Genomic DNA, 22,063 nt, shown 5'->3' on the forward strand with positions numbered 1-22,063 from the left:
CCATCGCTTGAGTGTACCTTTACTACATGAATCGCAACGTACTTGACGGTCTTAACTTCGCTTCTAAACTAACGCCCAAACGCATCGCCAATGCGCTGAAGGTGGTGTATAGTTATTATGAGTCCCGGCGAACGGGGAAAGCCACGCACCGGGGCTTACCCATGTCGGTCTCATTCGAGCCAACGACTTCCTGCAACCTGCGCTGTCCGGAGTGCCCCAGCGGATTACGATCCTTTACCCGCCCAACCGGAATGCTGGGCGAAGAGCTTTACAAGCGAACCATCGACGAGCTGCACGAAACTCTACTTTATCTGATTTTCTACTTTCAGGGCGAACCTTACCTGCACCCTCAATTTCTGGAACTGGTACGCTATGCTACAGATCGTAATATTTATACGGCGACCAGTACTAATGCACACTATCTAACGGATGCCAACGCCCGTAAAACGGTAGAATCGGGCCTGGATCGCCTGATTATATCGATTGATGGCACCACGCAGGACGTGTATGAGCAATATCGGGTAGGTGGGAAGCTGGAGAAAGTGCTGGAGGGTACAAAAAATATTATTCGCTGGAAAAAAGAGCTCAAGTCGCGCACTCCACATGTGGTCTTTCAATTTCTCGTTGTGAAGCCCAACGAGCACCAGATTGCTGAAGTGAACAAACTGGCCCGCGAACTGGGTGTTGACGAAGTGGGGTTGAAAACGGCTCAGATTTACGAGTACGAGCATGGCTCCGACCTGATACCGACCCTGGATAAGTATAGCCGGTATGCGCCACAAGCCGACGGGACGTATCGAATCAAAAACGGCTTTGGTGATCACTGCTGGAAGATGTGGCATTCCTGCGTCATTACCTGGGATGGACTCGTTGTTCCCTGCTGCTTCGATAAAGACGCCCACCATCGACTCGGCGACCTCCAGACCGAATCCTTCGCTGACCTTTGGCAAGGTGCGGCCTACACCGATTTCCGCCAGACCTTACTCCGGTCCCGCTCCGAGATCGATATGTGCCGCAACTGTACAGAAGGCACCAAGGTCTGGGCTGACTAAAAAGTAAAGAGCGAATGAGTGAAAGAGCGAAAAAGTGGAGTCAAGTTTAGACACTCATTCGCTCATTCACTCATTCGCTCTTTACTTTTTGTGAAACATTCCGTGAAACAGTTCTTGCTTTCGTGAAAACTAACCGGCATCTTTGAACCTGCATCGTACAGAGCCATGGGTAAAGTCATTGCTATCGCCAACCAAAAAGGGGGCGTCGGTAAAACCACAACAACAATCAACCTGGCCGCCAGTTTGGCCGCCCTCGAATTTCAGACGCTCATTGTTGATGCTGATCCACAGGCGAATTCCACGTCAGGGCTCGGCTACAATCCGAAAGAAATCGAGAACAGTATTTACGAATGTATGGTTGAGGGCGTTCGCCCTCAGGATGCTATTATTCAGACCGATTTTCCGAATCTGGATTTGCTGCCATCACATATCGACCTCGTTGGGGCCGAAATCGAGATGATCAACCTCCAGAATCGGGAGGATAAAATGAAAACGACGCTCGACAGCATTCGCGACGAGTACGATTTCATTATCATCGACTGCTCGCCATCACTTGGTCTGATTACAATTAACAGCCTGACTGCGGCCGATTCGGTGATCATTCCGGTTCAGTGCGAATATTTCGCCCTGGAAGGTCTGGGTAAACTGCTCAATACCATTAAGATTATTCAATCGAGACTCAATACGCATTTGGCGATTGAGGGTATTCTGCTGACGATGTACGACCTGCGCGTTCGGCTATCCAATCAGGTCGTTGGTGAGGTCACAAGCCATTTCCAGCAAATGGTTTTTAGTACCATCATTCCGCGTAACATTCGGCTGAGCGAATCGCCCAGCTTTGGCGTACCTGCTCTGGCGCAGGATGCCGACAGCAAAGGAGCCGTCAGTTACCTGAATCTGGCTCGCGAAATTCTGATTAAGAATGGCATGATGCCACAGGAAGCTTAAATGAGGTATGATATATGCTATAGGGTGTATGCGCACAGGCACTCATACATATATCATACATCCTATAGCATACATCTTTACGTATGGACAACACCAAAGCACCGAATAAGAAGATGATAGGATTGGGCCGCGGCTTGGGTGCCTTGTTGCACGATAGTGAATCGGTCAGTCGGCAATCGAAGCCGTCCCCATTTGAGTCGATCGGTACGATGACTGAAATCAGTTTGTCGTTGATTGAAACAAACCCTTTTCAGCCTCGAACGCGTTTCGATGAAGAAGCGCTGCTGGAACTGGCCGACTCAATTCGGACACAAGGAATTATTCAACCCATTACGGTCCGTCAGTTAGGAAAGGAACGGTATCAGCTTATTGCGGGTGAACGGCGTCTGCAGGCTTCCAAAATTGTTGGTCTGAGCCACATTCCAGCCTATGTCCGGACGGCCAATGACCAGCAAATGCTGGAAATGGCGTTGATCGAGAACATTCAGCGGGAAAACCTGAATGCCATAGAAATTGCGCTCAGCTACCAGCGGCTCATTACCGAATGTAGCCTGAAGCAGGAGGAACTGGGTGAGCGGGTAGGTAAAAACCGCACAACCGTTAACAACTACATCCGGCTGCTGAAGCTCCCGCCCGTCATTCAGGCGTCGCTGCGTGACAATCGTATTTCGATGGGCCATGCCCGCGCCATTATCAACATCGAAAATCCAGAAACACAAATACGGCTCTTTACCAGAGCTGTCGATGAAGAATGGTCGGTGCGGAAGGTTGAAGAAGCGGTTCGGAATTTATCCGATGATGCCAGCGAACTGGCCCCTACACGCAGCGTTACCCTGCCTAAGCAGGAAATGCGAAGCCTGCAGTTCAAGCTGTCTTCTATGTTCGGTACCCGCGTATCCATCAAAGCCGATGAGAAGCACAAGGGCGAAATAAAGATTCCGTTTACCTCTCAGGAAGAATTGGCCAAGATCCTGGAAGTACTGAACTCACAAGCATAACTCTGTTAAATTACCTTAAAAGGTGAACGAACGGCCCGAAAAATAGGTCACGGGCCGTTGTTTGGGCATGAAGCAGTCTTTCTTCTTACTGATAATCACCCTGCTGTTCTGCTTGCCCATCGCTACCGCGTTTGCGCAACGGCCGGCTATTCGCCCGGCCCCAACGCCAGCCGCTATTGATTCGAGCCGAACAGGGGAGTCAGCCTTTGACACCATTCCGTCAACGATACGCCGTAACGGTGTTCAGATTCAGGTTGGGAAATCAGTGCTGACAGACGATGATTCCACCTCGCTCGATACGCCCGACACGGTGCAGGTATCGGCTAGGCAGGAAGCTAAAATCCACAAGATCATCCCGAAAAAGGCGACAATGCGGTCGTTGGTGCTGCCTGGTTTAGGACAGGCCTATAACCGGCAGTATTACAAAATACCGTTTATCTATGTTGGATTTGGGGTAATGGGCTATCTATTTGTCAAATACAGAGGCCTGGCTAAACAAGCCGAAACGGGCTACCGACGTTTGCTTTATGGCGATAAAGTAGGCGATGGATTTAAGGCTGAACTCAACCCCACTCTATACCCGGATATCAGAGGACCTCTAATTAACACGCCGGATCAGTACATTAAAGTAGAGGAGGTGTTAATTGGGGTAAGCCCGTTCAACGATAATAAAGTTGTTTTTCGAACGACGGCCAACGCCAAAAATGCCTATGATACGTTTCGGCGTTATCGGGATCTGAACCTGCTTTTGTCCGGTGTTTTGTGGGCACTAAATATTGTTGAAGCCAATGTAGCCGCTCATCTGAAGACGTTTGATTTAACCGACGACATTTCGATGACCGTCGAACCCAATGTGCTACCTGCCCCTGGAATGGGTTTTATCCCGGCGGTTCGGGTGGCGTTTACGTTTAAATGACTGGGTTTGTAGTTTACGGTTGGCTGACGCAGGTACACTGGGCGCGTCAGCCAACCGTAAACTACAAACCGTAAACCCCAACACCAAGTGAATATTCTTCTGCTGGGTTATGGCAAAATGGGTAAAACGATTGAGCAGATTTTGCTTGAGCGAGGACACCAGATTGCAGCCCGAATCGATGCGAACAACCACGCTGAGTTAACCAACCTTGCCTCCGACGCCGTCGACGTCGTTATTGAATTCAGCTCACCCGAGTCGGCAGCCGAAAACATTACCTATTGCCTGGAACGTGGCTGGCCGGTCGTTTGTGGTACAACGGGCTGGCTGAACCGCCGGGCCGACATTGAAGAATTTTGTAAAACCAGAAAAGGCGCGTTTTTTTATGCCTCTAACTACAGCATTGGCGTTAATCTGTTTTTTCGACTGAATAAAGTCCTGGCGCAGTTCATGCGGAAATATCCGTCTTATCATGTGTCAATGACAGAAATTCACCATACAGAAAAGAAAGACGCGCCCAGCGGAACCGCCATCACTCTGGCCGAGGGTGTTATGGAACAGCTGGCTAGCAAACGCCGTTGGATTAGTAACGAAGCGGGTCATGCGCCACAGCCGGTAGGCGAAGATGCTATTGAAATTCAGTCGTTTCGTGAAGGTGCCGTGCCGGGTACGCATACGGTTCGCTACGACTCTGACGTTGACCAGATTGAGATCTCGCATGTGGCACACAGTCGGCAGGGCTTTGCTTTAGGCGCTGTTGTGGCGGCTGAATGGCTCGTTGGTCGTGAGGGTATATTCGGGATGGATGACCTGTTGGGGAATTGAATGATGAGCGGTTAGCTAAAAACCAGTTCATCTTCGTAATTTCGTAGCAAATCGTGCATAGTCCGACAACCCATTCATAATTTATCATTTATCATTCATCATTCAGTAAACGTGTCAGTAACTCAAACGAAGGCCGAAACTAGACCGGCTAAAGCCAGGAAATCGCCCATTCGGGAATGGTTCGATTCCGTTCTGTTTGCCGTTGTCGCGGCCACGCTTATCCGCTGGTTGTTTATGGAAGCCTTCACGATTCCAACGCCATCGATGGAAAATAGCCTGATGGTAGGCGATTTCCTGTTTGTGAGTAAGTTGCATTATGGCACCCGCACACCTCGTACACCATTGCAGGTACCGCTGACGCATCAGAAAATATGGGGAACCAACATTCCGTCTTATAGCACGGCTATTCAATTGCCTTCTTATAGGTTACCGGGTTTCACCCATGTAAAAAATGGAGACGTGGTCGTGTTTAACGTACCACCCAAATACCTGAACGACAATATCGACTACCCCGTTGATCTAAAAACGAACTACATCAAGCGGTGTATCGGTATTCCCGGCGATGTACTTGAGGTTCGGCAACGCGAGGTGTTCATCAATGGAAAGCCGTTTCCAACGCCACCCCGTTCGGAGCAGAAATACTTTATCAAAACGACCGAAGTCCTCGACGCAACGTTCTTTCGTAAGTACGACATTGTGAACGATTACCGCGACCCAAGTCAGCCAACCGAGAACTGGAAACCGCTGGAGCAATATAACGATTCGACTAAAACCTCGGTTATGGTCGGCTATAGCGTTAACACGACGCAGGACGTCATTGCTAAATTCAAAAGCTTTGATTTTGTGAAAGGCGTTGAACCCATGTCCGATAAGCCGGGCGAGATGGCGCCAATGATTTATGGTACGCCAACGTTTAAATGGAATCACGACAACTTCGGCCCAATCACGATTCCGAAAAAGGGAGCGACTATTCAACTCAATGCACAGACGATTGCTCTTTACGGCCCGGTCATTCAGTTGTATGAAGACAACGAAAAAGTAGAGGTAGCGCCGGATGTAATCAAAATTGGCGGGCAGCCTATTACGTCATACACCTTCAAGCAGGACTACTATTTTATGATGGGCGATAACCGCGACAACTCGCTCGACTCCCGTTTCTGGGGGTTTGTCCCCGAAGACCATATTGTGGGCAAGGCCGTGTTTGTCTGGATGTCGCTGGACCCGAACCCGGCCAATGCCTGGAATAAAATCCGCTGGAACCGACTGTTCAGAACGATTGACTAATGACTAAATGAAACAGGCGGGCCAAATGGCCCGCCTGTTTCATTTAGATACTTTACCATTCCACAGGCGGCAATCCTTTACTTTCCAGATACGTATTTGCCTGGCTAAAATGCTTATTGCCAAACCAGCCGCCGTAATTAGCGGCCATGGGTGACGGATGTTTCGCTTTCAGAACCAGGTGTTTCTTGCCGTCGATAATAGCGCCCTTCTTTTGGGCATAAGCGCCCCAAAGCATAAAAACGACGTACTTTTTCTCATCCGAAATGAGTTTGATAACAGCGTCGGTAAACGTTTCCCAACCCTTTCCCTGGTGCGAACCCGCCTGACCGGCCCGTACGGTCAATGTTGCGTTTAAGAGCATAACTCCCTGGCTGGCCCAGCGTTCCAGGTTGCCCGATTTAGGAATGGGCTTGCCCAGATCATCCTGGATTTCTTTAAAAATGTTGACCAATGATGGCGGTTTTGTTATACCATCAGCTACCGAGAAAGCCAACCCATTGGCCTGCCCTTCGCCGTGGTAAGGATCCTGGCCGAGAATGACAACGCGGGTATCGTCGAAACTACATTTGTTGAAGGCATTGAACATCAACGCGCCGGGAGGAAAAACACGCTGCGTACTGTATTCATGTCGCAGAAATTGAGCTAACTCGCCAAAATAAGGTTTGTCGAATTCGGGTTGGAGCCGATTTCGCCAGGATTCGGCAATAGATACATTCATGAAGGAACTGATAAGAGTGTTTAGGCATTATAGGCCTACAAACGCCAGAATCCCCTCCCGAAAAAAAAATTGAGAGCGGCCCTTGCGTAACAAAACTAATAAACCTAATTTTCGTTGTAAGGTTGCAAAACGACACTAATTTATGGTTTCGTCAGTCACAGAAGGCGTAAAAGTTAGCGTGAAGACAGAGTATCAGGCTGATTACTCTAGTCCGCTCCAGGCGCATTATGTTTTTACTTATCGAATCACCATCGAAAACGCGAGCGACTATACTATTCAGTTGCTTCGGCGTCATTGGTTGATTTTCGATTCCAATGGCACCGTTCGGGAGGTCGAAGGAGAGGGTGTTGTTGGGCTGCAACCCGTGCTGGAGCCGGGGGAGGTCCATGAATATGTGTCGGGCTGTAATCTGCGTTCGAGCATTGGGAAAATGGCCGGTACCTACCTCGTCGAACGTATTATTGACGGCAAACAACTACGGGTCAGTATTCCTGAGTTCACAATGGTTGTGCCTTATAAGTTAAATTGATTCATTCTTGCTGCTTGCTTATTTTCGGTATCTGAGTCGCGCCCGCGACGAACACGCGCTTCATTCTCCCTTTCTGTTTGCGTTATATACACAGGTTATTCGGGCAAAAACCGGCTCGAAAGCCCTGTTTGCCCCTATACGGGCCTTGCGTAAAGAACTTCGTAAAAGTCGCCAGGTCATTACTATTGCTGACTATGGGGCCGGGTCTAAAGTGAACGAGTCCCGGCAACGTACTGTGGGCGATATTGCCCGGAACTCCCAGAAAACCGCCCGGTTTGGCCGACTGCTGTTTCGGCTCATTCAGCGGTTTGAGGCCAGGAACATCGTGGATTTGGGTACATCCCTGGGTATGACGACGGCCTACATGGCTGAAGCGACCAAGGTTTATGGCGGTCATGTACTCACCTTTGAAGGATGCCCTGAAACAGCGGCTGTGGCGCGTCAGAATTTTGAGCAATTGGCTATTCAGAATGTAGCGATCGTAGTGGGTAATCTGGACGAGACGCTGGCTCCCCAACTGGCGGCTCTTGATTCGGTTGATTTTGTTTTTTTTGACGCCAATCACCGCTACGAGCCCACAGTCCGTTATTTTGAAACTTGTTTAGCCAAAATTCACAACGATACGGTATTTGTCTTTGACGACATTCACTGGTCGGACGAAATGGAGCAGGCATGGGGGTACATCAAAGCACACCCAGCTGTCAGCGTCACGGTTGATTTGTTTTGGGTAGGGCTGGTCTTCTTTCGGCGGGAGCAGCCAAAGCAGGATTTTATCCTCCGTTTTTGACGGAATAGCGAGCAAATTATAGTATCTTTCAACGGCTTTTTTGCCCGCCTAGCACACATGAACTTCCTGACTTATACCCGATTAGGCCTGCCTATTGGCGTGTTGGCTTTGCTGCTGCATACAACCTCCTGTACGAAAAGCAGTACAGAGCCTGAGGCACCGGCTGCCACGTCATCATTCGATTTGATTCAGCAGAAAATCCTGACGCCGACCTGCGCCACATCGGGTTGCCATTTGTCCGAAAAAGATGCTACGTTCTTTCAGCATGGACTTGTGCTGGCCGACGGGGTAGCGTATCAGAATCTGGTTGGCGTTGATCCAAAAAACAGCGATGCGAAAGCCGACGGACTAAAACGGGTGAAAGCCTTTGCGTCATTGGAGAGTCTGCTCTACCACAAACTGACTACTACAGCCAGCCATCATTCAGGCAAACAATATGGCAATCCGATGCCGTTGGGGGGCGTTCTGCTGTCTGACGGACAAGTTGAGTTTGTCAGACGGTGGATTGATGCCGGTGCGCCCAAAACCGGTACAATCGCCGAGGCTACTTTGCTGGACGATAAAACCGTGACGCCTACCGTCTATGAACCACTAACGGTGCCCGCTGCTGGAACGGGGTTTCAGATGGCTGTGCCTTCGTTTGACATCCAGCCGAACTTTGAGCGGGAGTTATTCACCCGGCGGATGGTCGGTAATACGCAGGATATTTACGTGAATCGGTATGAAACGAAAATGCGGAGCGGCAGCCACCATTTCGTTGCCTACGATTTTCGAAGTAAAACGGCGCTGCCGAATCTGAACGACATTCGTGACTTACGCAATCCCGATAATTCCCTTAATATATTGACGGCTCTGACGATGTCCAACCACGTGTATCTGGCGGGCTCACAGGCGCAGTATCAGGACTATGTTTTTCCCGAAGGAGCTGCGTTGCTGATCCCGGCAGGGACTTCGCTCGACCTTAACTCCCATTTCGTCAATAAAACGACGACGGTTATGAAAGGAGAGGCCCAGATTAATCTGTACACAGTCGATAAGTCGAAGGTAAAGCAGATTGTACAGACACTGGATTTGAGTAACACAAACCTAACTATTCCCGCCAACAAGCGTGTGACGCTAACCAAGTCGTTTACGTTTAATAAGCCTCGTAAGATACTTACGCTCACTTCGCACATGCATAAACTGGGCGAGAAATTCGTGATCAAAATAGTAGGGGGCGCTCGGAATGGGGAAGTCGTTTATACATCTACCGATTGGGAGCATCCCGATATTGTTACGTTTAAAACGCCCATTGAACTGCAAAAAGGGGAGGGGCTTATTTCCGAGATAACGTACAACAATACCACAGGTAAGGCGGTCAGTTTTGGGTTAACCAGCGAAGACGAAATGGGAATTATATTCGGTTACTATTACGAAGAATAATGGGCTCTTCATAAAACCTACATATATCAACCACATCGGACCGCCGAAGCGGAGGCACAAAGAGCACAGAGTCGTAAAAAAACTCTGTACTCTTTGTGCCTTCGCTTCGGCGGTCCGATGTGGTTATAAATAATTTTGCTTACCTACTTAAGGATTACCGGGCGAGTTCAATATTAACCCGGCGACCTTTGATTGTGTTACCTTCCATAGCGTCGACAACGCGGTTGGCTACATCTTTCGGTACGTCAACATAGGTGAACTTGTCGAAGATATCGATGCTACCGATGCTGCTGCCCGGAATGTTCGCTTCACCAGCAATGGCACCAACGATGTCGCCCGGACGAACGAAATCTTTCCGACCAATGCTCACCATCAGGCGAGTCATGTTGGCATCACGCTCACGGGGTGCGCGCTGATCATCGCGTTCGAAATAAGGCTTACGCTCACCACCGTCATTCCGGTCGTTGAAACGAGGGCGTTCAGCGCCAGCGCTCCGGCGATCACCGAAACGGGAGTCGCTCCGGCCACCATCGCGATCACCAAAGCGTGACCCACCGCGATCGTCGCTACGACGATCCCCAAAACGGGACGAACTGTCGCTCCGGCCACCCCGACGATCCTCAAAACGACTGGCCCCGTCACCCCGGCCACGATCCGCGTACTTGTCGCGGCCATTCCGGCGATCATCTTCCAGGTTGAGGTTCTGATCGGCAAACTCATTTTTCTCCAGACCCATGCTCCGTTTCACCAGGGCAGCCACAACCTGTTCAGTCGAGAAACCGGCGTGATTTAACTGCGTCAGTAAGTCGTCGTACAGGTTCAGGTCTTTACTCTCCTGAATCGTTTGTTGGAGTTGCTCGATGAAACGAGCCTTCCGTACGCCAACGATATCTTCGAAGGAAGGAATAACCCCTTTCTCCACCTTAACTTTCGTATACGTCTGGATTTCACGGAAACGATATTTCTCATCGCGACCAACAAACGAGAAGGCCCGACCCGATTTACCCGCGCGGCCCGTCCGGCCGATCCGGTGTACGTAATATTCTTCGTCGAGGGGAATATCGAAGTTGATAACTGCATCGACGTCGTCAACGTCGATACCACGAGCGGCTACGTCGGTCGCTACCAGAATGTTGGTTGTGCCCGCCCGGAATTTGCTCATCACGTTGTTCCGTTGCGCCTGGCGTAGATCACCATGCAAGCCTTCGGCCTGATAGCCCCGGATTTGCAAATCTTCAACGATTTCGTCGACCTTCCGTTTCGTATTACAGAATACCAACATCAATTTGAGGTCGTACATGTCGATCAAACGACACATCACTTCCACTTTTGCTTTCGCTTTTACTTCAAAATAGACCTGTTCGATATTAACGTTTGTCAGTTCTTTTTTGACAACTTTCACCAGGACAGGATCTTTCTGGAACTTCTGGGTGATCTGCATGATCGGCTTCGACATCGTTGCCGAGAACAGGATCGTTTGCCGCTCTTCAGGCATTTCTTCCAGAATGCTCTCAATATCTTCGCGGAAGCCCATGTCCAGCATCTCATCAGCTTCGTCAAGAATCATCATCTTCACGTTGTTGAGTTTGAGCGTGTTACGTTCCATATGGTCCATAACGCGACCGGGCGTACCAATAACGATGTGCACACCACTTTTGAGAGACCGGATTTGCCGCTCAATGGAGTCGCCCCCATAGATAGCCTCGATCCGAACGCCCCGCTTGTATTTTGCCAGTTTCTTAATTTCTTCGGCTACCTGCAACGCCAGTTCGCGGGTTGGGCAAAGAATAAGCGTTTGCACCGAACGATCCTGAATGTCGATCAGGTCGAGCGCGGGAATACCGAAAGCTGCCGTTTTACCGGTGCCGGTTTGTGCCTGTCCGATTACATCGCGACCTTCCAGAATAGGGGGAATGGCTTCTGCCTGAATCGGCGATGGGCTCGTAAAACCCATGTCTGTAACGGCCGATAGCAGTTCTGCCGAAATAGCCAGATCAGAGAATAACAATTGATTCGGATCAGCTTTTGGGGCTGTAGCAACGACTGGCGCGGCTGCGTCGGCTGTTGGCATGGGCTCATCGGCAACGATCACTACCTTATCGGCAATGCCGTCAGCAATGAGTTCTGTAGCGGTATCATCAAACGATGTTTCAGATTCAACGGCTGGTTTGGCAACTTTCTTCTTAGGAACCTTAGCCGTTTTAGATTCAGATGTTGCCTCATCGGCTGGAGCGACCGCACTAGCGGCCATTTCCGTGGCTATTTTTTCAATGTCCAGGAGTGCATCCTGATCGGCGGATTTATTTGTTTTCGTTTTCATTAACTTGGAAATGATTAAATACGTAAATCATCCAAGCGAAGACGAGTATGTGCCAGTGAACGGCGCGATAATGCGAGAATTGCCCAACGAACCAAGCTGCCCAACGACCCAACAGGACCACCTCCCCGAACCTCTTCAAGGGGAATAAAGACAACGAACCGGATCTACCGGTCGACTGATTGACGATTAGCCCACGCGCTAAGGTCCCGCTCACGGCGGGACGTCCACACAGAAACCCATCCTGTACATCCGTACATAAGCTCTGCCAGACCTAACTCAACACGTAAAAAAGGAGAGAAACAGAGACGCGAACGGATGTCGCTTGTAAAATCTGACGCAAAAGTACAGATAAATTATCCGAAAAGCAAGCATTAGTTTGGAAATATTGTATTTATTTGAGAAACGACTTACCTGCAAGGCTTGTCAACCTATTGCCGTAGGATTATTCGCTGAAATTTTATGAGCTGCCAACTGCGTTTAAAATAAACGAATAGTCTATTCTTCATACACTTGTAAGTAATGATATGACACCTTCATTTGGCAAAACTATTATCCTGATCGGGGCCGTAATCGTGCTAATTGGCCTTGTGATTTACTTTTTCGGAGACAAACTCGGTTGGCTGGGTCGGTTACCTGGTGATATTCGGGTAGAAGGCAAAGACGGCGGAGGTTTTTACTTCCCAATCGTGACCTGTATTGTCGTCAGCCTTATTTTAAACCTAGTTATCGTCCTGATCCGCCGTTTTTTCGGGTCGTAGCCTTGCCAGAATCCCTGCTTGGGCTGTCTTCGCTATAGGTCAGCTTGTTCAGGTAAAACACCTCCCGTTGTGGTACATCCCGCTGTGCTGTTTTGGAAGGCGCTATTTTCTGGAACCCACACGCTAGAAAATGCTGACCATACCACGCCATCAGGTTATCCTGGGCCGAAAATGTTACTTTTTCGTTCTCGGCATTGGTTTGTAATTTAAATTTCTCCGTTTCCTTGAGAATTTTACTGCCCTCAATAACTTCCGTCGTGATCTCGCCATCGCTCGGGTAAGCCAGCACAACCCGATCTCCCTGCTGAGAGACCTGGACCATCTCGGTTAAATCCGTACTGACCAGTTCCTTGATCGGGAAGCAATTATCCCACAGGAGCTTGCCTTTTTTGTCGAACCGGCAAATAAACGCGTGGGTGTAGCGGAAGCCCTCGTAGCGGTCATTTCCGCGCAGGTAGCCGCCATACGCCAGCGTACTGCCCCGATATTGAGGATAGTAGACTTCGGCAACAAGGGTAAGGCCATCAGCGGTAGGCTTCAGGTCATGCACCAGAAGCCGATAACGAAACTTATAATCTTTGCCTTCATGCTTTTTCTTCTGTGCCTTGGCCAGCAATTTTTGCTGCCGTTGTGGTTTTAAGTAGTTAAAAAAGTTCTGAAGCTGCGAAAACTCAATGTACTGCATAGCGCTAACCGGTTCAGTACCTGTATCGCCGTGATGAATGCGTGTCACATAGATTCCCTGTGAGTAAGGGGTGCAGTCGGTCGAGTAATTGCCTACTAACAACGACTCCTGTTGATTGACAGGCAGCAATTTTCCAGAAATCAGGCTGTTTGACGCCCCATCGAAGTCAAGCGTTCGAATGAGTTTACTATCGTAGTTGTAGGTACGTATTGAGAATTTACAGTGACGCCGAAGCGAATGAACCAATACATGCACCTCTTGCCGGGCTTCATCGATTTCGAGGCTGCTGATCTCCATCCGGTTAACATATAGGCCAGGGAGCACTTTGACCGTGCGGTCGAAAAAAGAAAAAGACATGACTACCGGACGGCCGTGATGATACCCACTCACGTAAGCCTGGCTTCCCATCACCTTAAACTGCTGAACATCCAACTGGTCAATCAACGTACCGTCAAACGTCTCAACAACACCATCGTCGAGGTGCAGCCGCACAAATTGGTACTCATCCGAATCATATTCACGAAAAAGATGATACACGTACCGGTCGGAGTCATAAGTCGACACCTGTCTGAACTTAATATCCTGTTTAAATTCGGTCTGCCAGAGTAATTTGAGGTTAACGTCATATCGCCTGAAATTAAGTTTAACCGGTGTATTGTCGACGAAGTTGCCGGTACGAACTGTCATCAACAGGCCTCGTTCGTCCAGTGGGGTCACATCAAATGCTTCGGCCTCGTTTGGGTCTGAGGGAATTTCAAGGCGTAAGGATTGCGCCAACTGAGCACACGCCGGTCGAAATCCGATAGCCAAAAGCAGCAGGCAGATTATGTAAAGGATACGAAGCATGAAAATAGATTTATGACCGATGGCGTATTGTATGTTTACGAAGTTACCTAGAATACCTAACAAAAATCATACCTCCTGCTGTAAGTTCCTGCTCGGGTTATGGGCCGCTTCACCTGCCTGGCCTGATCATCGGCGAAGATGAGCCAGGGCCATGTCTTTCTGCTTCTGGCAGAAAGATGGGAAAACGAATATAAATCATTCGTTTTCCCAAGAAGCATTTCGGTAAGATTAGTATTTTTTTTACAATATCCCCAACTTTACCTTCCGAAGTCAAATAGGTTAGCCGTCCTCATTTTCGGTAAACTATTTCTTGAACGAATCCAAAATTAGTCCTAACTATGAGTGAAGTAGCCACCCGTTTTGCCCCCGGCGTTGTGACCGGCGAAGGCGTCACCGAAATTTTCCGTCACGCCAACGAAAATGATTACGCCCTTCCTGCCGTCAATGTTGTTGGAACGGACTCCGTTAATGCCGTATTGGAAACGGCTAAAGCTGTTAACTCGCCGGTAATCGTCCAGTTCTCGAATGGTGGCGGAATCTTTTACGCAGGCAAGTCTCTGCCAAACGACAAACAGCAAGCCGCCATTGCCGGGTCTATCTCGGGTGCCCTGCACGTTCACCATGTTGCTGAGCTGTACGGCGTACCGGTCATTCTGCATACCGACCACTGTGCTAAAAAACTCCTGCCCTGGATCGACGGTCTGCTCGAAGCGGGTGAAAAACACTTTGACCAAACGGGTAAGCCATTGTATTCCTCGCACATGCTCGACTTGTCGGAAGAGCCAATCGAAGAGAACATCGAAATCTGCTCTAAATATTTTGAGCGCATGGCCAAAATCGGTATGACGCTTGAAATCGAATTGGGCGTAACGGGTGGTGAAGAAGACGGTGTCGATAATTCGGATGTTGATGATTCGAAACTTTACACCCAGCCTTCTGAAGTGGCCTATGCGTATGAAGAACTAAGTAAAATCTCGCCGAACTTCACCATTGCGGCTGCCTTTGGAAACGTACACGGTGTGTATAAGCCAGGAAACGTGAAACTGTCGCCTGTCATTCTGGATAACTCACAGAAGTATATTCAGGAGAAATATGCAACGGGCGCGCTGCCGGTGAACTTTGTGTTCCACGGTGGGTCGGGTTCGAGTCGGGAAGAAATTCGGGAGGCCATTCGTTATGGTGCCGTTAAAATGAACCTCGACACCGACATGCAGTGGGCTATGTGGGAAGGCATCCTGAAGTACTACAAAGCCAAAGAAGGCTATCTGCAATCGCAGTTGGGTAACCCTGAAGGCGCTGATTCGCCAAATAAAAAATACTATGATCCACGGGTGTGGCTTCGTAAAGGCGAAGAAAGCATGGTGCAACGGTTAAAAATCGCTTTCGAAGATTTGAACTGCATCAACCGGCTGGCTTAATCTTTAAATAAGATTGATTAATTGGGGATGACGAATTAGCTTTTTAGCTGATTGTTATCCCCAATTTATTGCCCGTCTACGAGAAAAATTTATAAATAATTTAGCGTAGGTAATTGCCCTGTTTATACATAGGTAACTCGGAAGAGCCTGATCGTTTTAACATTTATAAACAATAAACAAGCTGTGTTGATTATCAGCATAATATTGATGTTTGTGCTACTTGGTTTAGGCTAAGTGTTTATACTTAATCGATAACTTTTGGATGCACTGAAGGTGAATTTTTAGGCTGTTAAACAGGTGTAGGGTTGCCATTCATTATGCTGGATGGCACTTCTAATTACCAGCCGAATTCGTTAACTTTCAGGTAGATATATCAGTAGATATGATGTATTGTGGAAAAAATTGGCTTTTGTCTGAATTAATTTTCTACTGAGAAGATAAGCCAGAGGATGCCTAATTTACCAGCGGTATTAACTGGCGAGTTTAATAGTACTTTAATTAACTATGAATTTAATACGATCAGCGTTACGCAAGCCCATAACCGTTCTGGTGTTAGTGGCAAGCTTGTTTTTTTTCGGAATCAGCGCCGTCCGTACCATCAAGATTGACATATTCCCGAACCTGAATTTACCCGTAATTTATATTTCTCAACCTTTTGGTGGGTATACACCCAACCAGATGGAGGCATTTTTTGGAAAGCAGTACGTAAACCTGCTCCTCTATGTGTCGGGGGTAAAAAGTATCGAGACGAAAAATATCCAGGGGATAACGCTGCTGAAATTATCGTTCTACGAAGGCACAAATATGGCGCAGGCGGCCGCTGAAGTATCCGCTTACTCAAACCGGGCTCAGGCGCAGTTTCCGCCAGGATCACAACCACCCTTTATTCTGCGGTTTGATGCGTCTACACTACCAGTAGGGCAGCTCGTTCTGAGCAGTCCGATTCGTAGTAATAATGAACTCCAGGATTTGGCAAACGTGTATATCCGATCCGGCTTCACCTCCATTCCCGGTCTGGTATCGCCCGCCCCGTTTGGAGGCAACTCACGGTCTATCGTGATTAAAGCCGACCCGGAGTTATTACGCTCGCACAACCTGACGCCCGACCAATTGGTGGCCGCGCTGCGAATTAATAACCAGGCAACCCCGGCCGGAAATGTGCGCGTGGGCGACCTGAACTACTTTACGCCCGCCAATACGACCGTTCTGAACATTAAGGATTTTGGTAACATTCCACTTTTCACCGGAACGGTTCAGAATCTATATCTCAAGGATGTCGCTACCATTGAAGACGGTGCCGATATTACGCAGGGATATGTGCTCGTTAATGGAAAGCGTTCGGTGTATCTGCCCATCACCAAGTCGTCGGATGCGTCGACTTGGGAGGTTGTCCAGAATCTGAAAGCGGCTCTGCCCCGTTTTCAGGCGCTACTGCCCGAAGATGTAACCCTGACCTACACATTCGACCAATCCGTTTATGTGATCAACGCCGTAAAAAGCCTGATGACCGAAGGGGCCATTGGCGCGATTCTGACGGGCCTAATGGTGCTCCTGTTTCTGGGCGATGTTCGGGGAGCGTTGATCGTGATCATCACCATTCCAACGTGTATCATTGCTGGCGTGCTTTTTCTGTCGTTGTTTGGGCAAACCATCAACATCATGACGTTGAGTGGCCTTTCACTCGCGATCGGTATTCTGGTTGATGAAAGTACTGTAACGATTGAAAACATCCACCAGCATATGGATATGGGGAAACCCAAAGCGCTGGCTATCTGGGATGCCTGTAAGGAAATCGCCTTTTCTAAGCTGCTGATTCTGTTCTGTATTCTGGCCGTGTTTGCGCCTGCTTTCACCATGAAAGGCATACCGGGAGCCTTGTTCCTACCGCTTGCCCTGGCGATCGGGTTTTCGATGATTACGTCGTACCTGATGGCTCAGACGCTGGTGCCGGTGCTGGCCAACTGGATGATGAAAGAACACACGCAGGTCAACAATGGTCAGGCTACGCACCCTGTGAATGGAAAAGTGCTTCATACCAATGGGATGGTATCGGGTAATGGAAAAGGATCGCATGGCGATTTGCTGGAGGAAAAGCAGAAACTGGCCCATCAGAAAGACATTGATCACGACGGTAAGCTCAGCTATTTCGAGCGGATTCGGGTTCGGTTTGTGCGCTTTATCGGCCGAATATTACCGTATCGAAAACCGATTGTGCTGGTGTATGTTGTTGGAGCCCTGGGGCTCGCGGCATTGCTCATTACAGTGATTGGGCGCGATGTGTTGCCCCGAGGCAATGCCGGGCAGTTTCAGGTTCGGCTCCGGAACCCCGACGGAACCCGACTCGAAAAAACGGAAGCCACGATGCTGAAAACCATCGATGTGCTAAATAACCTGGTCGGTAAAGAGAATGTCGAGATTACCTCAGCCATGGTCGGTATGCACGGCGCCCAATTCTCAACGAGCCCGATCTATCTGTTTATGGCGGGTCCGCAGGAGGGCGTTTTGCAGGTGAGTCTGAACGAAGATTATGAGGTTGATCTGGATGAGTTGAAGGATGAATTCAGAGCCCGCATGAAAAAAGCGCTGCCTGGGGTTAAGCTGTCGTTTGAGCCCATTGAATTAACGGATAAGATTCTAAGCCAGGGCTCGCCAACGCCGATTGAGGTACGACTTATTGGTAAAAACAAAAAGCAGAACGAAGAGTACGCTAACAAAGTAATTGCCAAGCTGAACCAAATCCCGTACCTGCGTGATGTGCAGATTGGGCAGGCTACGAAATACCCCGCCATCAATGTAACGATTGACCGGACACGGGCCGCCCAGCTCGGAACGGATATTTCAGCGATTTCACGCTCGCTGGTGGCAGCCACCTCGTCGTCGCGTTATACGGAGAAAAGTGTCTGGATCGACCCGAAATCGAGCCAAAGCTACAGTGTGCAGATTCAGGTGCCTGAAAATCAGATGACTACTATCAGTGATCTAGGCGAAATACCCATTTCGCCCAATGCGAGCCGCCCGGTTCTGAGTGATGTTGCTACGCTGCAAAAAGGAACAACCTATGGCGAAAATGACAACGTTGGCGCTATTCCGGTGCTGTCAGTAACGGCTAATTTGAATGACATGGATTTGGGGACAGCGGCTACCGATGTTCAGAAAGCAATCGACTCGCTGGGTGAGCTGCCCCGCGGATTGACCGTAAAAATGCAGGGCCTGACCGAGGTGTTGATTAGCACCCTCGACAGTCTGCAAAATGGCTTGCTGGTGGCTATCGTCGTGATCTTCCTGATGTTGTCGGCCAACTTTCAGTCATTTAAAGTGTCACTGGTAGTTTTGTGCACCGTACCCGCCGTATTGGTCGGCTCCTTAGTGTTGCTAATGCTTACGGACTCAACGCTCAATCTGCAATCCTATATGGGCATGATTATGTCGGTGGGTGTGTCTATTTCCAATGCCGTGTTGATGGTTACCAACGCTGAGGAACTGCGGATGCGAAGTGGCAATGCGTTGCTGGCGGCCCGTGAAGCGGCTTCTCTGCGGATGCGCCCCATTCTGATGACCAGCGTGGCCATGGTAGTCGGTATGATTCCGATGGCTTCGGGGCTGGGTGAGGGTGGGTCGCAGACGGCTCCCCTGGGCCGGGCCGTTATTGGTGGTCTGATTGCGTCGACCTTTGCCGCTCTGTTTATTCTACCTTTGGTATTTGCCTGGGTACAGGGCAATACCTCGACGGAGTCGGTGTCGCTCGATCCTGAAGATAAAGAAAGTAAATTTTATATTCCCTCCCCGTATGAAACGGCCAATTGATCTATCCATATATCGCTTACTGGTTGCCTTTAGTAGTGTTCTTCTGATCGGTTCGTTAGTCGGTTGTCATTCGTCGGAAGGCAAAGAGGAACGGAAGGAAAAAGAAGAAGCGAAGAAAGCGGATGCACCCGCCACGGTTGAGGTCTTCCCGCTGCAACGCGGGAAACTATCATCCTCGTTGCAAGTGCCGGGCGAACTGGTTGCGTTTCGGGATGTCGATATTTATGCCAAAGTAAGCGGCTATATCAAATCGCTGAATGCCGATGTAGGCACTGAAGTGAAGCAGGGACAACTGCTTGCTTTGGCCGAAGCCCCCGAATTAAGTGCGCAACTATCTTCCGCTGACTCGAAGCTTAAGGCGCAGGAAGCACTTTCTATTGCCAGCAAGGCCAATTATGAGCGGATTCTGGAAGCCAGTAAATTCTCCGGTGCCGTATCGAAAAACGACGTTGATCAGGCGCTTGCCAAACGTAATGCCGACCTGGCTCAACTGGAAGCTGCAAAATCGGCTTATCGGGAAGTGGCTGATCTTAAGAAATACCTGGAGATACGCGCCCCATTCAATGGTATTATCAGTGCACGGAACGCCAGTACTGGCGCCTACATCGGACCCGCCGGTAAGGGCTCCGAATTTCCCTTATTCGTGCTGACGGAGCAAAAGAAACTACGCCTGGTTATTTCTATTCCTGAGGCTTATACGGGCTATGTCGACCTGAATGACCAGGTTACGTTTACCGTCAAAGCCTTTCCCGATCAAAAATTTACCGGGCAGGTTAAGCGCCAGGCGGGTGCCCTAGATAAGCGGCTACGGTCGGAGCGGGTAGAGGTCGATGTCATCAACAATGACAAGAAACTGCTGCCCGGCATGGTTGCCGAGGTAACCGTACCTTTACCAACGAAGAATAGCACATTTATCGTCCCGAAAACGGCTATTGTCAATGCAACCACCGGCGTATTTGTGATTAAGGTCGTTAATGGAAAAGCAGAGTGGGTTCCTGTAAAAAGAGGGCTTGAAGCTGACGAGAAAGTAGAACTGTTTGGCCCGTTGACCGAAGGCGAACAACTGATTGCAAAGGCTAACGAAGAAATTCGGGACGGCTCGCCGGTGAACACCAAGTAGAGACGCAAGTATGCGTCTCATTCGCCGGATGGTTTTGTTTATTAACTATTGCTGGCGCGAATGAGACGCAAATAGGCGTTTCTACTTGACGTATCCTAACTTTCTGGGAATGGTGTAAATCTCCGTTTGGCGACCGTCGATGTAGCGGAAGGTTTTGCCGTCGAAAAAGCCATCTTCTTCGAGCATAATACGTACTATTTTCTTCCATTCCGGAATTTCGACGGCTGCATTAAGTTCAATGGAGTAGGCGGTGTTGGCCAGCAACGGGTAATCGCCGGGGCCGGGAACGCCCTTCTGCTGATCCCATAAGCCGATGGTTGGGCCAGCCGCGTGGCCATGTACACCAATGGGGTGCGAGTAAATGGTGCCACTGATCCCTTCTTTTTTAGATTGCTCCAGGGCCGCCAGCAACATCTGGTTGCCTGTTTTGCCCGCGCTGAACTGTTCCGTCAGAATATCCTGTAAGCGATTCCCTTGTTTGAAGGCGGTTTTGATGGCTTCTGGAACGTCAGATTCGCCGGGGCGCAAGACGTAAGCGTGTTGCTGCTGATCGGTGTTTAAGCGTAAATAAGTAATGCCAAAATCAACATGTAGCAAATCGCCGGGTTGAATGACCTGCTTGTCGGGCCGTTTTGAAAACGTACGAAGGTGATTGAAGTCTTCCCGGTCGGCGCGTTGTACGTCGACTGTTGGGTGGAACCAGGTGCTTAGGCCCAGGTCGGTAATGCGCTGGCGGAACCACCAAACTACATCGTCTGTGGTGGTCACGCCCGGCTGAATGACCTGCTCCGAAAAGCCCTCCTGTATAATCTGGTGCGACAACCGGCAGATGAGCGGATAAATTGCCATCTCTTTTTCGGTACGGGTTTCAAGCCAGCCAACGGCGACTTTCTCTGCAGAGACGATCCGTTTCTGATAGTCGGCCGGTAGCTTCTTGATGAATTCCTCGTGTTCAGAAAAGGAGAGCCCGTCGGCATGCCCGTAATTGGTCGACATGTTGAGGCCTATTTTTTTAGGCTTTCGATCTTCGATAATTTTTGCCAGTGCTTCCCACTGGTTCGGCCGAACGTCGATGTCCCAGGCACCTTTGAGCAGATTACCGACATCGTACCGAGCAATAGCCAGCTTCTCGATTCCTTTGTCGCCCCCCTGATCGTAAAAGACCATTATAGTTCGTCGGCGGGCAGAGAGCCATGTACTGGGAAGCATTGTCCGCAAAACCGGGTCTTCATTATATTCGCGGGAAATAATAACCCACATATCCAGTCCTTCCCGGCGCATCAGCTGGGGAAGAAGATTGGTGAAGCGGTCTTCCAGAATTTCGTCGACAACCCGCGACCGCTCTCGTTCCGTCAGAACAGTGGATGGCGAGGAGAGTTGGGCATTAGCCGTCGATAGGCAAATCAGAAATATGAATAATTGACTGAAGAAGTGTACTGATTTGTGCATAGGGTTCAGATTATGAGCAGTTTGTAGCAAGATACACAAAGACGTTATAGATTTTTAACAATATCGGTAGGCAACGTTTATATTCAGGTACGCATCTTGCCAATACAAATGAGTTCATTTCGTTGGTGAATCGAAATTTTCCGTTTATCGAAAAGATTTGAGCTGTACTTCGTTTTACAGGTACATT

17 protein-coding genes are annotated in these 22,063 nt (G+C 49.3%); 13 read left to right on the forward strand and 4 right to left on the reverse strand.

Features of this window, described 5'->3' with window-relative positions:
- Nucleotides 1-26: 26 nt before the first annotated feature.
- From SD10_RS04565 to lepB, 6 genes are all read left to right on the forward strand, one after another.
- The gene (locus tag SD10_RS04565) at nucleotides 27-1,052 is read left to right on the forward strand and encodes an SPASM domain-containing protein (RefSeq protein ID WP_046375885.1); all 1,026 of its coding nucleotides are present in this window, start codon (nucleotides 27-29) and stop codon (nucleotides 1,050-1,052) included.
- 165 nt (nucleotides 1,053-1,217) lie between these two features.
- Nucleotides 1,218-2,000 carry a ParA family protein gene (locus tag SD10_RS04570; protein ID WP_046375886.1) on the forward strand — a complete coding sequence of 261 codons (783 nt, stop codon included), beginning with the start codon at nucleotides 1,218-1,220 and terminating at the stop codon, nucleotides 1,998-2,000.
- An 83-nt stretch (nucleotides 2,001-2,083) separates the two neighbouring features.
- On the forward strand, nucleotides 2,084-2,998 hold the full coding sequence (locus SD10_RS04575; RefSeq protein ID WP_046375887.1) for a ParB/RepB/Spo0J family partition protein: 915 nt from the start codon (nucleotides 2,084-2,086) through the stop codon (nucleotides 2,996-2,998).
- A 67-nt stretch (nucleotides 2,999-3,065) separates the two neighbouring features.
- Nucleotides 3,066-3,914 carry a DUF5683 domain-containing protein gene (locus SD10_RS04580; protein WP_046375888.1) on the forward strand — a complete coding sequence of 283 codons (849 nt, stop codon included), beginning with the start codon at nucleotides 3,066-3,068 and terminating at the stop codon, nucleotides 3,912-3,914.
- An 87-nt stretch (nucleotides 3,915-4,001) separates the two neighbouring features.
- Nucleotides 4,002-4,736, forward strand: a complete 735-nt coding sequence (gene dapB / locus SD10_RS04585; protein ID WP_046375889.1) for a 4-hydroxy-tetrahydrodipicolinate reductase — start codon at nucleotides 4,002-4,004, stop codon at nucleotides 4,734-4,736.
- Between the two features lie 111 nt (nucleotides 4,737-4,847).
- Entirely contained in the window at nucleotides 4,848-6,020 is a 1,173-nt protein-coding gene (gene lepB / locus SD10_RS04590) for a signal peptidase I (RefSeq protein ID WP_046375890.1), read from the forward strand.
- Between the two features lie 52 nt (nucleotides 6,021-6,072).
- Here lepB and ung read toward each other — a convergent pair whose 3' ends face one another.
- Nucleotides 6,073-6,738, reverse strand: a complete 666-nt coding sequence (gene ung, locus SD10_RS04595) for a uracil-DNA glycosylase (RefSeq protein ID WP_046375891.1) — start codon at nucleotides 6,736-6,738, stop codon at nucleotides 6,073-6,075.
- Between the two features lie 142 nt (nucleotides 6,739-6,880).
- Between ung and apaG the strand changes: the two genes are divergently transcribed.
- The 3 genes from apaG to SD10_RS04610 are packed head-to-tail and all read left to right on the forward strand — an operon-like array spanning nucleotide 6,881 to nucleotide 9,476.
- Nucleotides 6,881-7,267 (forward strand): Co2+/Mg2+ efflux protein ApaG, encoded by a 387-nt coding sequence (gene apaG, locus SD10_RS04600; protein ID WP_012924864.1) that lies wholly within the window; start codon nucleotides 6,881-6,883, stop codon nucleotides 7,265-7,267.
- A gap of 7 nt (nucleotides 7,268-7,274) precedes the next feature.
- Complete coding sequence (locus SD10_RS04605; protein ID WP_046375892.1) at nucleotides 7,275-8,054, forward strand: O-methyltransferase; 780 nt, start codon at nucleotides 7,275-7,277, stop codon at nucleotides 8,052-8,054.
- 57 nt (nucleotides 8,055-8,111) lie between these two features.
- Nucleotides 8,112-9,476: a monooxygenase gene (locus SD10_RS04610; RefSeq protein ID WP_046375893.1), complete on the forward strand. Its 1,365-nt coding sequence runs from the start codon at nucleotides 8,112-8,114 to the stop codon at nucleotides 9,474-9,476.
- Between the two features lie 154 nt (nucleotides 9,477-9,630).
- On the opposite strand, the gene SD10_RS04615 is transcribed toward SD10_RS04610, so the two are convergent.
- Nucleotides 9,631-11,796 carry a DEAD/DEAH box helicase gene (locus tag SD10_RS04615; protein ID WP_046375894.1) on the reverse strand — a complete coding sequence of 722 codons (2,166 nt, stop codon included), beginning with the start codon at nucleotides 11,794-11,796 and terminating at the stop codon, nucleotides 9,631-9,633.
- Between the two features lie 524 nt (nucleotides 11,797-12,320).
- Between SD10_RS04615 and SD10_RS04620 the strand changes: the two genes are divergently transcribed.
- Entirely contained in the window at nucleotides 12,321-12,554 is a 234-nt protein-coding gene (locus SD10_RS04620; RefSeq protein WP_046375895.1) for a DUF2905 domain-containing protein, read from the forward strand.
- Here the strand turns inward: SD10_RS04620 and SD10_RS04625 are convergent.
- Nucleotides 12,520-14,085 carry a hypothetical protein gene (locus tag SD10_RS04625; protein ID WP_046375896.1) on the reverse strand — a complete coding sequence of 522 codons (1,566 nt, stop codon included), beginning with the start codon at nucleotides 14,083-14,085 and terminating at the stop codon, nucleotides 12,520-12,522. The two genes, SD10_RS04620 and SD10_RS04625, sit on opposite strands and share 35 nt — an antisense overlap.
- 338 nt (nucleotides 14,086-14,423) lie before the next feature.
- Between SD10_RS04625 and fbaA the strand changes: the two genes are divergently transcribed.
- The 3 genes from fbaA (at nucleotide 14,424) to SD10_RS04640 (ending at nucleotide 20,427) form a co-directional block, all read left to right on the forward strand.
- On the forward strand, nucleotides 14,424-15,503 hold the full coding sequence (gene fbaA, locus SD10_RS04630) for a class II fructose-bisphosphate aldolase (RefSeq protein WP_046375897.1): 1,080 nt from the start codon (nucleotides 14,424-14,426) through the stop codon (nucleotides 15,501-15,503).
- A 504-nt stretch (nucleotides 15,504-16,007) separates the two neighbouring features.
- Nucleotides 16,008-19,307 (forward strand): efflux RND transporter permease subunit, encoded by a 3,300-nt coding sequence (locus SD10_RS04635; protein WP_046375898.1) that lies wholly within the window; start codon nucleotides 16,008-16,010, stop codon nucleotides 19,305-19,307.
- Nucleotides 19,291-20,427: an efflux RND transporter periplasmic adaptor subunit gene (locus SD10_RS04640; protein WP_046375899.1), complete on the forward strand. Its 1,137-nt coding sequence runs from the start codon at nucleotides 19,291-19,293 to the stop codon at nucleotides 20,425-20,427. The genes SD10_RS04635 and SD10_RS04640 overlap by 17 nt, the downstream gene beginning before the upstream one ends.
- Nucleotides 20,428-20,508: 81 nt before the next feature.
- Here SD10_RS04640 and SD10_RS04645 read toward each other — a convergent pair whose 3' ends face one another.
- Complete coding sequence (locus SD10_RS04645; RefSeq protein ID WP_046375900.1) at nucleotides 20,509-21,876, reverse strand: M24 family metallopeptidase; 1,368 nt, start codon at nucleotides 21,874-21,876, stop codon at nucleotides 20,509-20,511.
- Nucleotides 21,877-22,063 lie beyond the last annotated feature (187 nt).

The sequence above is a fragment of the Spirosoma radiotolerans genome, assembly GCF_000974425.1.
Classification (GTDB): domain Bacteria; phylum Bacteroidota; class Bacteroidia; order Cytophagales; family Spirosomataceae; genus Spirosoma; species Spirosoma radiotolerans.